We start from the raw sequence: 15,408 nt of genomic DNA on the forward strand, positions 1-15,408 counted from the left end.
TATTCACTTGTATGAAATTTACTATATCAAATTCCTATCTGGCTGTAAAGAAAATCAGCCGTGGAAGATCAAGTGCTTGTCGGCTTCTGACTCTACGTAATGCCGCATCGCATGAATGTCGTTCAGCTTTGTCAATTCCTTTATATGCTTGATCCCCATACCCGTTTTGGAAGAAATCATGACAATGGGCCCAACGTTCATTACAGTCTTTAACATGCCAAGTGAACGATCAATATCCGCTTCCGGAAGATCGCATTTGGTTATGACCCCGATGGGTAGTTTCGGGATTCCCATGCTGAAACCTGGTGGAAAAATAAGTTTTTCACTCGTTGCGTCTTGCAAATACAGTACGTGCGTTACTTCAAGCGCGGTGGCCATAATGTTTTTGTAGAACATTGGATTTTCCGTGTACTCGCCCGGCGTATCGACAATCCAATCATAATAACTGAGCGTTTGCGTTTTGAAAGCTTCTACTTTTCGGCCCAATAAAGCATTCGTCAATGTAGACTTTCCCGCCCGTACCGCACCGATCAGCATTGCCTTGTTTCGCATCGTCCTCACTCCTTATGATTTTGTGATTTCAGCTGGCGTATACTTTAACTTCTCCGATAAAAAACGATTAATCTCCAGCATAGCCATCTCTACTTCGGAGACGCTCCCTACGATGACAAGACTTCCTGTAAATCGATCGAGGAATCCAATTTGAACATTTGCTGCTTTCGTAGCTAAGTCCCCCGCGATAATTACCGTCTCACTCGGTGTACAAGTGAGAATACCTAAAGCTCCAGCTTCCTGGATGCCTAACTTCTGAAACATGTCTGGATCGGGATTAGCGATCAAATGACTGAGTGTAATCTGTTTTCCTGGAACGAATTCTTGTATAAATCGTTTCTTGTCTTCGCTCATTATACACACTCCTCGTTTATATTTTTATGCTTTAGCGGCGGGAGCTTTCGTTTCAGCATCTTCATACTCGCCTTCGCGAATAATTCCCGCTTCACGGTCTTGCTTTTCCAACCTTAATGCTGTTGGTACAGACAGCTTGTATGCAATGATAACCGCGATGATACCCGCACTTAATTTACCTAGTATAACCGGTAAAATTATATTGGGTTGGAAATTCGCTGTGAAAGATAAATGATCACCTAGCAAGAATGCAGCACACACTGCGAATGCGATATTGATAACTTTATCTTTTGGTTTCATGTAACGAACTAATGAGAACATCGCCAAGATATTCGCGACAGTCGCAAGTAGACCCGCGCTACCTTCAGGCGAAAGCCCAATTTTCTTTCCCGCGGCTTCCAAAGGTGTCCCCATGTACTTTCGAATCAAGTAAATCATTGGAAATGCACCCGCTAACATAATACCAATATATCCGGCTGTTTCAAGTGCACGGAATTGGTCTGCTTTATCCGCCATGATTGGATCAAAGCCCCAAACACCAAAGATCTTGGTAAAGATACCCGTAAATACTTCTACAATAGAGAACACTAATACAAGTTTAATGGCAGCGTCCATCACACGGCCAAACATCATAAATCCGTTAATCATAATACGTGGAACGAACTTCAGTCCGACCGCGATTAATACAACAAATAGTAATAATGGCAATAAATTTATGAAGATTTGTAAATAACTAATCGCAAACTCATAATTGGATGTAGCCGTCGTGCTGATTACATCACGCACGTCCGTGTTGAACAGAACAACTAATACCGATGCAATAAATGCACCGATTGGAATCGTCAATACACCTGACATGATGCCAAGCGCCATGTACTTATGGTCTCGTTTATCTAGCATGGCAAGTCCCATTGGAATAGAGAAGACGATTGTTGCTCCGGACATGAAACCAACGATCAGCGCCATGATCCATCCTTCATTTGTTACCTTTAGCGCTTCCGCTAACTGATAACCACCCATATCTGAAGCCAGAATAGTAGTTGCAGCAAGTGCCGGATCTGCCCCGATTGAATTAAATACAGGACCAATGAATTTACTGATAAACCAGGTCAAGTAGGGTATAGACGCCATGATTCCTGCTGCAGGAACGAAGATATGCCCAACAGCGTGTAATCCAGACATGAATTCCTTACCTAATCCCTCTTCCGGATTTTTTATTGAAGCAAATGCCCCTGCAACTGCACAGGCCATGATGATGTAGACAATTACCGTACCGATCATTTCCATTTGAGTTTCCCCCTATTACTTTCTTATAGTGTTACCGTCCACCTTGTATTAATACACTTGCCACCACCTTTAAATCTAATGACAAATTCTGAAAAAAGAAGACAAAAAGACGCTTAAAGAAGGTATCTCTTTAAGCGTCTTTGCTTAGGTCTATTTACTTGTGCGAATCTATAATCTCCACTGCAAGTGACTCCATTGTCATTTGCCTTGACATACTTGTATCACGCATTTTTTTAAATGCCTGTTGCTCGGTTAAGTTCTCTGAATTCATCAGAATACCTTTTGCCCGTTCGATGACTTTCCGCTTTTCCACTTCCTGTTTTGCCTGCTGAATACCGTCTTTTAGCCGGTGCACTTTACTGGATTGATGCAGTGCAACTTCAATTGCAGGAATTAAATTGGCTTCAGAAATGGGCTTGACTAAATAGCCGACCACACTGTCTTGCTGTGCCTTTTCCACAAATTCCTTTTGACTGTACGCGGTAATGATTAAAATCGGTATATCCAGTTGTTCTCCGATGATTCGACTGGCTTTTAGTCCATTCATCTTCGGCATTTTAATATCCATTAAAATCAAATCCGGTTTATGCAAAAAGGCTAGCTCGATCGCTCGATCACCGTCGCCTGCTTCCCCAACAATTTCATAGCCATGGTCTTGCAAGGTCATTTTTAGATCCATGCGAATAATTGATTCGTCTTCCGCTATCAAGATTCGTTTACCCATTAAAAATCTCCACCTCCGCACCCACTGGAAAATTGATTACTGCATGTGTCCCGATTTCCCTGGGCACATATAGGAACTCACCATTTAAATCATTGGTTACTAAGTTGTGGATAATTTCCGTGCCGAGTGACGTTTGCGGATTCTTCATTCCAACGCCGTTGTCGGAAACGTGAAGTTCTACAAAGTCATGATCCACAATAAATTCCACATTAATAATTCCTTCTTCTTTGCCTCGAAATGCATGCTTTAGGGAGTTTTGTATGAGCTCATTAATAATCAACGCTATTGAAACCGCTTTCTTAGAGGTTGTTATTATTTTATTGCCATTCGGCTCAATAATCAAGTCTACTTTTAAGTTGTAATCGTTTAGTACCATCGTGGAACAAATTTTTCTTGTCAAATCTATAATATTTACATCATCGTCGTCTGCATCTTCCTTCGTAAGGATAATTTCATACACAGAGGAAATGCTATATATCCGGTTAAGTGTTTCCTCAAAAGCAGATCGGTTATTAGCTGATATGCCATTACGCATTTGCAATCTTATCAAGCTTGCGACAGTTTGCAAATTATTTTTAACCCGATGATGTATTTCTTTAATGACGACGGATTTCATCATCAATTCTTTTTCCTTTGTTCGAAGTTCAGTAATATCTTGGACGATCAACAACGTTTCTTGAGACTTATTTTTTTCACGCATTCTTATTTTTTTTACAATTAAGTTTTTGTCCTGAATCGTCAACTCAAAGACAAATACATCCTCTTCCTGCTCATAAACTGTCCGCAAAAACGGTAGCATTTCCAATAAATCTCGATACAATACATCATCCCGTCCGCTCATTTCAGAAATAAGCTTTAACCCCGAGGGATTTGCATAAACTAATCGATTACTAGCATCAGTCAAAATAAGCATCTCCATCAATAAATCCGAGACTACTCCAAGACCCGAATTCGTCAGTTGATCTTCCGCTGTTTCTGTAACTACCGAAAAACTTTTTATATCGTCAGCCGGTAGCGGTGAGGTGACTTGTTTCTCAGAAACCAACACACCGATCACTTGATGATAGGTGTTCTTAATGGGTACCACGGTTTGATGCACCACGATACCTTCTTGTGTCATCGCCTGCTGTATGATAGATTTCTTTCCGTTACGATAAGAATAAAAAACGCCCGGTTCAAAAGACTCAAATACAATCTTTCCAATGACAGAATTAGTATACAGTGGAGTACACCCCACTGGAAAAGCCTCTGCAACGACAATCGCTTGATTACTCGGTTTTAATTTACAATCGATGAACATATACGAATTGGACAGATCTGCATAGGTTTGTAAGCTAAACGCCATCTCTTGCAAAATCTGCACATCTTGATTAGTCAATTCCGTATGTAATTTACAAAGTTTCTCTACTGTTGATTTTACCAATACGCCACGACCCTACGATCAGGAGTACTGCTACCCCTACCCTTTAAAATTAGTATAGATTGGTTAGCGAAAGAGGTCAATTGACAAGTTCGATGTCGATAAATGGGCATTAAGGAAATCTTCCACCTTTCTCTTATACGCTTTCTGATCCATCACGAATGCTTCCCCGTGATTCGCATCATCTACTAAAAACAGTTCCGCTTCACTCTCCGTTACTTCGTACAGTTCCTTTGTCATATCTGTCGGTACAAATGTATCGGCGTTGCCGTGTATGTACAGTATTGGTATAGTTGCACGCTGTACAGCACTCAGCGCATCTGCTTCCTTCAATGAATATCCCGCTTTTGCGTTCGTCAATAAATTCATATTATCAAGTAACGGAAATGCCGGCAAATGAAACATTCGATTTAATTGATAGGCAAAAAGCTGATAAACGGATTGATACGGACTATCTGCAATGACTGCCTTCACTTGATCGGGAAGCTTCTCACCACTTGCCATCAAAACTGTAGCGGCCCCCATTGACAACCCATGGTAGACCACTTCTGTAGCAGGATCCATATTTTCGCTAAGTAACTTCGTCCAATCAATCAAATCCAAACGATCCGGCCATCCAAAACCATAATAGTCTCCACCACTTTTTCCATGTCCTCTAGCGTTTGGCATGAAGAGATTATATCCCAGTTCTTCATAATAAAATTGACCGTACAAGCCCATCTGTTTTGCGTGTCCTAAATAACCATGTGTCAGAATCACTAATTTGTTAGTCGGCTGTTTGGCAGGCAAGTAATACCCCATTAACTCTATACCATCTCTTGACGTCATGTGCATTTCTTCAAACTCCTGTTTATCCACCCAATCTAGCCAGTCTCCATTTAAAAACACATCCATGGTTTCAGCTGATACTTTCAAGTCAGCATTGCCTGTCAGGAAGTCTTTGGGACCACGTTTGATGGCCAGGTTATAGAAGAAAAAGCTTCCTGCTATCTGGAAAATAATAAAGATAGCAACTAGTAAAACGACAACCGTTTTCCATCTTATTTTTTTCATTTCTATATCCTCGTTCTCTTTGTCTTAGTATTTACTTTTATTATACAGTGAAAACGAAGAATTCGTTAGGAGGATTTCATGAGAAAAACCCCAGTAGTTGGATAACGACTACTGGGGCGGACTTCATTCACTATTTTTACTTCTTACTTCTTCTTATTGTCTTGCTCGGTAGCCTGATCTGCTCGTTTAAACTCTTTGTCGTACAATACTTCCTGTGTGGATGAAAGACCATTATTCTTATCAGTCAATGTTTTATGTGGCTGTTTGTTTTCACTCAAGTCTAAACACTCCTTTCCGTCTAGCTATCAGTGTTCCACGCATAGATAAAATTAAACATGAACCATTCAGTTAACGTTATTTGGTCTTTTTTCCAAAACCACGTATACTAACAGAAAAAGGGGTTGTTCACTATGAAGTTGCACATGACAGAACACGGTTTTGACACTGAAGTTGAGTTTGGTACCTTACACATTTCATCTAATGAAGAAAAAGGGTTTCGCCCCTTTCAATTGATGGTGGCGTCAATTGCTGCTTGCGGTGGTGGCGTCATGCGGAAGATTCTAGATAAAATGCGTATGCCTGCAGATGATATCACAGTGGAAGTGAAAGAAGTGATACGTTCACAGGATGATGCAAGTCGTCTGATGGAAATCCGCCTCCACTTCACAGTCATTGGCTCAGATATTACAGTAGAAAAAATGCCTCGAGTCATGGAACTAACAGAGAAGAATTGTTCCATGTTACAATCCGTCATGGGTTGTATCCATGTTGTGAAAACCTATGAGATGAGTACAAAATAAGTTTCAATGACCGACAATGAGAGTTCTCCCATTTGTCGGTTTTTTACGTTTGCAGGTCCTTATTTTTCCATTAAAAATCCTGTATACTGAATAGAATACCTAAAGGAGGTCTACCTACATGAAGAATAAACTAGTCGGGTTGTTAGCAGTTTTATTGATTTTTGCAGCAACGCCATTTCAAGCACAGGCAGCCACACAATTTTCTGACGTAGACAAGCATTGGGCGAAGAAAGAAATTATGTATTTAGCTGACCGTAATATTATCGGTGGTTTTCCAGACGGTACCTTTAAGCCAAACGATCCCATTACACGGGCGCAGGCATCTTCTATGCTCATTAAAGCATTGAAAATTCCGTTGGTAAAGGATCCCACAATACAGTTCAAGGACGTCTCGAAAAAGTCATCCTATTATCAAATACTCGCAACAGTGAACGAAAAAGGCATCCTGCGTGGAGACAATGGTTTCATGCGTCCTGGTGAGGATACTTCACGTGCACATATGGCTGCGATCATTCGTCGTTCATTTAACATACCTGTCGACCATCAGGCAACGTTTGTAGATGTACCCCCGACACATTGGTCATTCCCCGATATTAATGGGATTGCGAAAAAGGGCATTACGGGTGGTTCTGAAGGTAAATATATGCCGGCAGACTCCGTTACACGTTCTCAGTTCGCTGCATTTTTAGTACGTGCACTGGACGACTCTATGAAGTTAAAAGATTACCATTCCTATGTAGGCGTTAAAGGAAAGACAATTGAACAAAATGGTTTTACTTATACGATCGCAAAAGACAAAAACTCCACTAAGCTATTTAAAGAGAATAAAAAGGCTGGAACACGTTCAACACTTTTAGATAGCGCGACTATGCCGGATAACGGAATCAACCGAATACTGCTCATGTCCGGTTATCAAATGGTCCTATACAATGATGATCTCTTCATTCCGTATTGGAACTTGATCAATGCGGGAAATAAAATGCCTGTAGGATATAATCTGGTGAAATTGAATGTAAATGACTGGAGTTACACGATTGGTAGTATTCCAATCGATCAAAAGTTCCGTAATATGTTCATTTGGAACGATCGAATCTACTATACACTTGAAAAAAACAAGGAACGAGTTTTCGATTCTACATTCGATTCTACTACTCCAATAGATGATCCATTGACGCTGTATTCAGTAGCGATGGATGGCAAAAACAAAAAAACATTATTGAACTTTGACGCCCGTGTCATTTTCGATGAAGTAGAAGCTACTTCGAAAACCAATCAAGTAAGTCAAAACAATAAATCCGTAGCGTTCGACCTTTCTACGATGTATTACTTCAACAAAACAGGTGTGTATAAATATAATCTGTTAGATAAAAAGATCAGCAAAGTTTCTACTATTCTTGCGAGGGATATGGATGTTACCGCTACACAGTTAATCGTGACGGATCAAGCAGGTAAGAAACATACACTTAAGAAATAAGAAAAATGGCATGCCTCTAACCTAGTGGCATGCTTTTTTTCTATCGGTCTATAACAAGTTTAGCAACCATCCGAATTACTAATTGTCCAATGAAAAACGGTATAGCTGTTAGCAAAATGACAATATCTCGACCAAATGGCTTGAACCATCCACCATCATCTGAGATGAAATTCATAGCCAATACTAGAGACACTATGGCGGTAAGTATATTCATAAGTAAAATATAACGAACTTTTATAGCGCAAGATAAAATACCTGTTATCACAAGATATAAAACAGACACGACTAATAAATACTTTGCATCTTCTCGCTTCATATACTGGCCGAATTCATAGAAATGAAATAAGAACGGTGCTGGAATCAGAATCATGACAAGCCATGCCATGTTCAAATATCGTCTTACCATTGCTTCATCACTCCAATTTGCTAAGTATAAAACATGTACTGTTTATTCAACATGATTAGTAAACCTTCACATACCTGACATACCAGCAACGACTACAAAAGTAGTCCACAAAAAGCCCAGTCCAATAGCTAAAACTGCGACCGCCCTTAATGAAATAAGTAAAACGGTAAGCCAACTTTTTTCTGTAGGCCCTTCAACTTTTAACGATAGAAGAATAAATGCGGTTCCTACTATTCCGGTTACGAAAGTGAGTACAACACCTATCCAATACCAGATCAATCCGTTACCCCAGTACGCCATACTTTGAAATAAATCACTTAGGAAAAATACACCCGCTGCGCATACAAAAGCGAGCAGTATACATACTAGTTGTTTCTTTTCTCTTTGCATAACGTGTATCCTCTTTTCATTCTACTAGATTACCGTTTATTCAAGGCTTCTTCACTGTTACGTACCCTACTTTCTCCACCAATTCCTGTCCTTGCGGTGAAACCATCCATTCAATGAATTTCTCAGTATTCGGATTTTCTGTTCCTGCTGTGATGACATAAAACTCAGATGCAATTGGATAGTCATCAGTACGGATTGTTTCTTTCGTCGGCTTGACGCCGTCGATTGCGAGCAGTTTAATCTCATCATTTCCTACCATTTCCGTTGAGTAATAGCGGAATGTATAGCCCATGGCATTCTTATAATTTCGATACTTTGAGACTTCTGAAATTATACCACCCATTCCTTCGGGCACATTCTCTTTTGGAGCATCCATGATCGGAATATTCCCCATCAGTCGTTCCAAACCTGTCTGACTACCACTGTCCGCTGGTCGTTGGAATGCGCGAATCGACTCGTTTTTACCTCCTACCTCTTTCCAATTGGTGATTTTCCCCGCATAGATATCTTGAATTTGTTTTAATTCTAGATTATCAATAGGGTTTTTTTGATTAACAAAAAAGACAAATGCTTCTCGACCAATCGGTGTTAATTTCAGCTCAAGACCTAGTTGCTCGGCTTCTTTCATTTGGGCGTCTGAAGGTCCTGCCGCAAAAATTATATCTACCTCGCCAGAAAACAGATTTTCATAAGCGATAGGTGTTGTATTGACCATTACTTCACTATCATACGGATTGTATTCTTTACTCGGATAGACTGCTTGAACAAAAGCTGCATACAGTGGATATAGCGCGGTAGCGCCGTCAATTCTTGGTAAATCATCCTTCAGTTCGAGTGTAGCCACCTCATCGAGTACGGCAAGCTTTGATTCCTGTCCAATCGTAAACGGTTCATAATCACGCACTTCCACTTCGGCATCCACTGTTGAAATACTCTCCTTGTATATATGCATTATCGGCCAAACTGCCGCCCCTAGTAGAACTACCCCTGCAATAATGCCGAACAATCGCTTTCGTTGCTGCGTGTTGAAGAAATGAAAGATCATCATGACGATCCACACATATAAAATGATCATTGCACTTAGCGCTAACGGTATATAGTGGATCCATCCCATTAGCAATAAATACAACAATCCAATTCCCGTGAAAAATAGTAACGCTATTAATAAAAGTACCGCAAATGCTATGGGGGCAACCATACGCGTTCCTCCCTTTCATTTTCCGCTCAATTCCTCCAACCGGTGACGTGCCTCGTCTTCATCAAATGAACTGTACCAACGATAATGCTCCTCATCTAAAATACGGAAATGCTGACTAATTACATTTTGCTGTAAACGAAAAATTCCTTTTGCCTCCAATTCGCGCCACCACACTTTACCACCCATCGATTGATCCTTTCGGCGGTCAATACCGTCATGCGCAATAGTTTCCAGTACTTCTAACGGATCACCGCCAACGGTAGCTTGCAATACGTCACTATCGCGAAATAAAGCACAGACAGCTATAACGGCTGTCCAACTGGCCATGGCTCTTGCTTTTTCAATTTGAATCAACGTCTTTTTAGAAAGTCCTAGTACATCCGCCATTTTTTGTTGGGAATATTCTTTCTCTAATCGAATCACCCGTAACTTCAATGAAATCAGTTCTATTAATTGTTGTTGATTCACTAGATCACCTCATAGTTACATTTCATATCCATTGGTGTAATATTACACCCATGTCATTAAGTAATCAAGTTGCTTTCAAAACTTTCTGTTAACCATACAACTATCGATTCTTTCTCAAAATTATGATACGATTTATTGACTTTGTGATTTAGAAAAAGAAACGAGGATTCTTATGAAACAGCGTGAACAATGGACATCCAAGATTGGCTTTGTTTTAGCAGCTGCTGGCAGTGCCATCGGCCTAGGTGCAATCTGGAAGTTCCCTTATATGGCCGGAACGAACGGTGGCAGCGTGTTTGTGCTGTTATTTATTATTTGTACATTATTGATTGGTTTGCCAATTTTATTGGCTGAGTTTGTCATTGGCCGTAGAGGACAGGCAGATGCAGTGACTTCTTTGAAAAAATTATCATTGGGACGCAAGTGGGGATGGGTTGGATGGATGGGACTTGCCTCTTCTTTCATCATCTTATCTTTTTATAGTGTCGTCGGCGGATGGGTTTTATCGTATTTGGCGCGTGCCTTTACGTTTACACTAGGTGGGCTGGATTATGGAGAGTTATTCAATACGACGATTGCGAATCCATGGGAAGTATTATTGGCACAAGCGTTATTTATGGCGTTAACGATCTTTATCGTTCAAAGCGGGATTCGCGGAGGGATTGAACGGGCCAGCCGCTGGATCATGCCTTTATTATTCTTGTCATTCATTGTATTAGCCATTCGTTCGCTGACACTAGACGGCGCGATGGAAGGTGTGCGTTTCCTATTCGTACCGGATTGGAGTTATTTTAACGGAACTACTTTTCTAGTTGCGTTAGGACAGGCATTCTTCTCACTAAGTGTCGGTGTGACCGCGATGATGACTTACGCATCCTACCTTTCGAAAGAAGAGAAGCTCGGACAGTCCGCGTTTAATGTCTCTATGCTGAACATAGGGATTTCGATCCTAGCGGGACTTGTCATTTTCCCAGCAGTTTTCGCGTTAGGACATTCACCGGAAGCGGGGCCAGGACTAATTTTCGTTATCCTGCCAGCTATTTTCAATGAAATTCCATTTGGCAGCGTATTTTTAATTATTTTCTTTTTCTTGATGCTATTTGCTACATTGACTTCTGCTATAGCGATGCTCGAAATCGTAGTTTCTACAGGCATCCGTAAAAAGCATGATAGAAGAAAGCGCGCTTCGTGGGTGTTTGGCGGATTAATCTTTTTGGTCGGAATTCCTAGTGCATTATCATTCGGTTTATTATCCGGCATTAGTATTTTCGGCAACTCTATTTTCGATTTTGCGGATATACTGACGAGTAGAATTGCGATGCCACTCGGGGCATTGGCTGTGTCTTTATTTGCCGGCTTTGTACTGACGAAAGAAGATACAGCAGAGGAGTTAAGGATGCACCCAGCTCTTCACTCTTTGTGGAAAGTAATTGTACGCTATTTCGCACCTATTGCAATCATCGTCATTTTCTTTACTTGGATTTTAGGCATGTAAAAAGCACGCCGGGGATTTTCTCCGGCGTGCTTTTTATTTTTAATAGGGAGAGCGTTTGGAATCTGTAAATGACAAGTACTGATTTCTTACTTAGTAAGTCCAGGTTCCACTGCATAATGTACATTACTATTTCTCAATGTATCATGAAGATCTCCAAATCGAGAAAGAAATGCTAGTTGGCTCACCGCGGGTCTACAAGAAAAGCGTCCGCCTGGAACGTCGAGCAACTATGCCTTCCCGTCACCTCACTATTCCACTAGATATGTTTCATGAGCGCTTTTACTACTTGCGTCAATCCCGCCAAATCGTCTTCTGTAAAGCGATCTAATTCAGGGCTATCGATGTCGAGCACACCAAATACTTCTCCATCTTTAATCAGCGGTACAACAACTTCGGAACGGGATGCTGCGTCGCATGCGATATGGCCTGGGAACGCATTAACGTCTGGTACAACTAAGCCTTCTTTCGTCTTCGCAACTGTTCCGCAAACACCTCTGCCGAGCGGAATACGGATACATGCCGGTAATCCCTGGAATGGTCCGAGCACGAGCTCATCGCCGTCCATCAAGTAAAAACCTACCCAATTGATGCGGTCGAAGAATTGATTGAGTAACGCGGATGCGTTGCTTAAGTTTGCGTAGACGTTCGGCTCTCCCGACATGAGTGCATCCAACTGTGTGATTAGTTGTGCGTACTTCTCTTGTAAGTCATTGGAATAATCAATGGGTGTATACATACTAATTCCCTACTTTCTGTGACAGTTCTTATGTTAATCATACATAGAATAATAGAATTGGAAAAGTAAACGAACTCCATTCGTTGTTTTAAATCAATCTAATTTCACCCTTAGTACCTCACCGGTCACGGCATCAATTTTGATTTCATACTTCTGTCCTTCTACTGTGCGAATATCCACTTCATATATCAACATGCCGTCATCAAATTCCAGTTCTGATTTCACCACTTCACCCGGTACTCTTTGTCGTGCGATTTCATTCGCCTGCTCCATTGAAATCCTGCGATATTGCGGATGTTGCCAGTGATTCATCCAATACTCACTTTGCTGATTCAATATATGACCCCTCCCATTTCCTTCTACGCTGTTAGTCTATGTGAAGGAAAGGAAAGATGCCACACAGCCAAGCATGTCGTTTACGAAAGAAAAACGGATTATTTCCAAGGAAATAATCCGTTTTTGTCAGGCAGTTTGTGCTGGAACTTTCTTTTCTTTATAACGCATCCAAATAATGAGCGGAATAAGTAGTAACGAAATATACGTTCCAAGAAAACTTAACATGGAAAAACCGAAAAATGCCATGACAATTCCTGATGCAAGTCCACCTACTGTCCCCGCCAGTGCGACAAACACGTCGATGCTTCCTTGGATCTTCGCACGACTTAACACGTCAGTTGAATCGATAACAATAGCTGTTCCGCTGATTAATCCAAAGTTCCAGCCAACCCCCAGCAATATGAGCGATACGGACATCCAGAATATCGATTCGCCCGCCACATAGGCTGCAAGAATACCTGCTAGCGCAAGTGTCACCCCGGACGCAATTACCATAATCGGTCGTCCAATACGGTCTACTAATACACCAGTAAAAATGGATGGTAAATACATACCTGCGATATGTAAACCGATGACTAAACCAATTCCCGATATGGAAGCGCCGTGATGCTGCATATGGACAGGGGTCATTGTCATAATAGCAACCATGATGCCATGCGATAGTACAAGGACAATGCTACCCACCCAAATTCCCATCCTCTTGACCGTATGTTGACGAGCAACACGTCCTTCATCAGACTCTCCACGTTCTTTTTGTTCCGCCAATTCAATCTCACGTGCAACGAGTAAAGGATCCGGTCGTAAAAACAGTAAGAATGTCAGCCCGGATAATACGTAGGCGACCCCTGCTAGTAGAAATACACCCGTTAACGAAGGTATACCGATGAAATCTGCTACATATCCCATTGGCAAGACGAGATTGGGTCCGGCTACCGCACCAATTGTGGTTGAAACAAGAGCGACACTAACCGCAGTAGCCCGTTGCTTTTCATTCGCTAGATCTGTTCCGGCATAGCGGGCTTGTAGATTGGAGGATGTACCTGCTCCATAGATAAACAGAAAAAGGAATAACACAGCAAGACTTCCGGTCATCACAGCAAAAATCACACCGAACGCACCTACACCACCGGTAATAAAGCCTGCGCCAAGGCCGAGGCGGCGACCATAACGTTGGGACAACCTACCGACAAGATAGGCTGAGAATGCTGAACCAAAAGTAGATAGCGCAATGGGCATACCGGCTAAGCTTTCGTTCCCTGTCATATCTTGAATTAATAGCGCCCCTACTGTAATTCCAGCTGCAAGTCCGGCACCACTAAATATTTGGGAAATGATCACGACAAGTAAAGAGCGCTTATACAATTGCTTCTGCGCTTCCTTTGATTTTGTATAGAATGAATAATCTTGCCGTTTTGACATGAAATTCCCCACCTTTTCTATTACCGTACAATAGATCTATATGTTAATGAACTTTTACACTTTATTTATCTTATCACATATTACTAAATGGAAAGAGGGGCCTTTTCCATACGCAAAAACAAGCAATCCCGAATTTCCGTGACTGCTCGTTTCCTTAAAAATATGGCGTTTTATACTATCAGTCAACTAGTGTTTTTTTACGCAAAAGAAAAGACTATCCAAAAGATAGTCTACCTTCACTTATTTCATTAGCTCTTTATATCTCTTTAAGCATTTCTCATACGCTTCTTGTATAGTTGCAGCCTGGATGACATCTTGGCCAATTGTAGCAAAACGGGCTACAGAGTGTTCGTATTGTGGGTCGTAGTAGTGAGTCAACAACTGTTCTACGGCTTCTGTGAACCGCCCGTTCTCTAGATCCTTCTGAATTTGTACTGCAATTGGTTGATGGATGCGTTTGCGAATTCTTGTAAAAGCTTCTAGAAACAGATCTGGTTGTTTTTCCGGTTCGTACACGGAAAGGATTTCTTTGACACGTACTTCGAACGGTAGTTGAATAATCCATTGAGGGCTTTGTCCTTTTTTCTCAAACAATAGTTCCGGCATATGTACTTGTCCTATGCGTTTGCTTTCGCCTTCTATGAAAATATATGGCTCATTTTCATACCTCTCTAGTTTATTTGCAAGTAGCAATTCGAATTTCTTCTGGTTGTTCGGCTCGACACCGATTTGTCCAAATATCGAACCTCTATGACCCGCCATACCTTCTAGATCAATGACCGGATAGCCATCTTCCATCAGCTTATGAAGAATCTTCGTCTTGCCGCTTCCTGTATACCCGTTTAGTACAAGCAATTTAGGTTTGATCGTTTCTTGCAGTCGTGCAATAACCCGCTGGCGATATGTATGAATCCCGCCACTAATTCGGCTTGAGCGGATTCCCATCAATTCCAGTACGGTCGCCGCCGTTTTACTTCGCATCCCGCCGCGCCAACAAAACACAGTGATTGGTGTGTCTATTTTCCTGAACTCTGCAATGAATTCGGGTAATTTTTTAGAGAAAATAACTAGACCATGATCCATTGCTGCTTGTTTTCCTACTTGCTTATATAGCATACCCACTTCCGCACGTTCTTCATTTGTGAAAATCGGAATGTTCATACTGCCCGGAATAGTTGCTTCCTTAAACTCTTTCGGAGAGCGTACATCGACTAATGTATGTGAATGCTTTTCCTGTAACTCGAGCGCTTCCCTCAATGTAATGTCCCGTGCCATGTAATTTCCCATCTCCTTGAT

At 41.4% G+C, this 15,408-nt stretch carries 18 protein-coding genes; 3 read left to right on the top strand and 15 right to left on the bottom strand.

Annotated elements, in window-relative coordinates:
- Window positions 1–54: 54 nt before the first annotated feature.
- From CSV77_RS08665 to CSV77_RS08695, 7 genes are all read right to left on the bottom strand, one after another.
- On the bottom strand, window positions 55–552 hold the full coding sequence (locus CSV77_RS08665) for a EutP/PduV family microcompartment system protein (protein ID WP_099630433.1): 498 nt from the start codon (window positions 550–552) through the stop codon (window positions 55–57).
- A gap of 12 nt (window positions 553–564) precedes the next feature.
- On the bottom strand, window positions 565–906 hold the full coding sequence (gene eutS / locus CSV77_RS08670; protein ID WP_099630432.1) for an ethanolamine utilization microcompartment protein EutS: 342 nt from the start codon (window positions 904–906) through the stop codon (window positions 565–567).
- A gap of 24 nt (window positions 907–930) precedes the next feature.
- Window positions 931–2,193 carry an ethanolamine utilization protein EutH gene (gene eutH, locus CSV77_RS08675; protein WP_099673071.1) on the bottom strand — a complete coding sequence of 421 codons (1,263 nt, stop codon included), beginning with the start codon at window positions 2,191–2,193 and terminating at the stop codon, window positions 931–933.
- Window positions 2,194–2,347: 154 nt separating this feature from the next.
- On the bottom strand, window positions 2,348–2,917 hold the full coding sequence (locus tag CSV77_RS08680; protein WP_099673072.1) for an ANTAR domain-containing response regulator: 570 nt from the start codon (window positions 2,915–2,917) through the stop codon (window positions 2,348–2,350).
- Window positions 2,910–4,340, bottom strand: coding sequence for a sensor histidine kinase (locus tag CSV77_RS08685; RefSeq protein ID WP_099673073.1), 1,431 nt, complete (start codon window positions 4,338–4,340; stop codon window positions 2,910–2,912). Before CSV77_RS08685 ends, CSV77_RS08680 begins: the two co-directional genes overlap by 8 nt.
- A 63-nt stretch (window positions 4,341–4,403) precedes the next feature.
- Complete coding sequence (locus CSV77_RS08690; RefSeq protein WP_199203726.1) at window positions 4,404–5,390, bottom strand: alpha/beta hydrolase; 987 nt, start codon at window positions 5,388–5,390, stop codon at window positions 4,404–4,406.
- 143 nt (window positions 5,391–5,533) lie between these two features.
- Entirely contained in the window at window positions 5,534–5,668 is a 135-nt protein-coding gene (locus CSV77_RS08695) for a YfhE family protein (protein WP_099635831.1), read from the bottom strand.
- A 132-nt stretch (window positions 5,669–5,800) separates the two neighbouring features.
- Here CSV77_RS08695 and CSV77_RS08700 point away from each other — a divergent pair, with 132 nt between their 5' ends.
- Both CSV77_RS08700 and CSV77_RS08705 read left to right on the top strand, forming a co-directional pair.
- On the top strand, window positions 5,801–6,190 hold the full coding sequence (locus CSV77_RS08700; protein ID WP_099673075.1) for an OsmC family protein: 390 nt from the start codon (window positions 5,801–5,803) through the stop codon (window positions 6,188–6,190).
- Window positions 6,191–6,308: 118 nt separating this feature from the next.
- On the top strand, window positions 6,309–7,664 hold the full coding sequence (locus CSV77_RS08705) for an S-layer homology domain-containing protein (protein WP_099673076.1): 1,356 nt from the start codon (window positions 6,309–6,311) through the stop codon (window positions 7,662–7,664).
- A gap of 40 nt (window positions 7,665–7,704) precedes the next feature.
- Here the strand turns inward: CSV77_RS08705 and CSV77_RS08710 are convergent, their stop codons facing one another.
- From CSV77_RS08710 to CSV77_RS08725, 4 genes are all read right to left on the bottom strand, one after another.
- Entirely contained in the window at window positions 7,705–8,070 is a 366-nt protein-coding gene (locus CSV77_RS08710) for a hypothetical protein (protein WP_099673077.1), read from the bottom strand.
- Window positions 8,071–8,136: 66 nt separating this feature from the next.
- Window positions 8,137–8,460 (bottom strand): hypothetical protein, encoded by a 324-nt coding sequence (locus tag CSV77_RS08715; protein WP_099673078.1) that lies wholly within the window; start codon window positions 8,458–8,460, stop codon window positions 8,137–8,139.
- Between the two features lie 40 nt (window positions 8,461–8,500).
- Entirely contained in the window at window positions 8,501–9,658 is a 1,158-nt protein-coding gene (locus CSV77_RS08720; protein ID WP_099673079.1) for a substrate-binding domain-containing protein, read from the bottom strand.
- Between the two features lie 15 nt (window positions 9,659–9,673).
- Window positions 9,674–10,126 (bottom strand): helix-turn-helix transcriptional regulator, encoded by a 453-nt coding sequence (locus tag CSV77_RS08725; RefSeq protein WP_099635836.1) that lies wholly within the window; start codon window positions 10,124–10,126, stop codon window positions 9,674–9,676.
- A 172-nt stretch (window positions 10,127–10,298) separates the two neighbouring features.
- On the opposite strand from CSV77_RS08725, the gene CSV77_RS08730 reads away from it, so the two are divergent.
- Window positions 10,299–11,621 (top strand): sodium-dependent transporter, encoded by a 1,323-nt coding sequence (locus CSV77_RS08730; RefSeq protein ID WP_099673080.1) that lies wholly within the window; start codon window positions 10,299–10,301, stop codon window positions 11,619–11,621.
- Window positions 11,622–11,877: 256 nt separating this feature from the next.
- On the opposite strand, the gene CSV77_RS08735 is transcribed toward CSV77_RS08730, so the two are convergent.
- The 4 genes from CSV77_RS08735 to mnmH all read right to left on the bottom strand — a co-directional run bounded on the left by CSV77_RS08735 (window position 11,878) and on the right by mnmH (window position 15,387).
- Window positions 11,878–12,357, bottom strand: a complete 480-nt coding sequence (locus tag CSV77_RS08735) for a GAF domain-containing protein (protein ID WP_099673081.1) — start codon at window positions 12,355–12,357, stop codon at window positions 11,878–11,880.
- Between the two features lie 93 nt (window positions 12,358–12,450).
- Window positions 12,451–12,693 carry a PepSY domain-containing protein gene (locus CSV77_RS08740; protein WP_199203727.1) on the bottom strand — a complete coding sequence of 81 codons (243 nt, stop codon included), beginning with the start codon at window positions 12,691–12,693 and terminating at the stop codon, window positions 12,451–12,453.
- A 126-nt stretch (window positions 12,694–12,819) separates the two neighbouring features.
- Window positions 12,820–14,112 carry an MFS transporter gene (locus CSV77_RS08745; protein ID WP_099673082.1) on the bottom strand — a complete coding sequence of 431 codons (1,293 nt, stop codon included), beginning with the start codon at window positions 14,110–14,112 and terminating at the stop codon, window positions 12,820–12,822.
- A gap of 240 nt (window positions 14,113–14,352) precedes the next feature.
- Window positions 14,353–15,387, bottom strand: a complete 1,035-nt coding sequence (gene mnmH, locus CSV77_RS08750) for a tRNA 2-selenouridine(34) synthase MnmH (protein WP_099673083.1) — start codon at window positions 15,385–15,387, stop codon at window positions 14,353–14,355.
- Between the last annotated feature and the right edge of the window lie 21 nt (window positions 15,388–15,408).

The sequence above is a fragment of the Sporosarcina sp. P16b genome, assembly GCF_002743065.1.
GTDB lineage: Bacteria > Bacillota > Bacilli > Bacillales_A > Planococcaceae > Sporosarcina.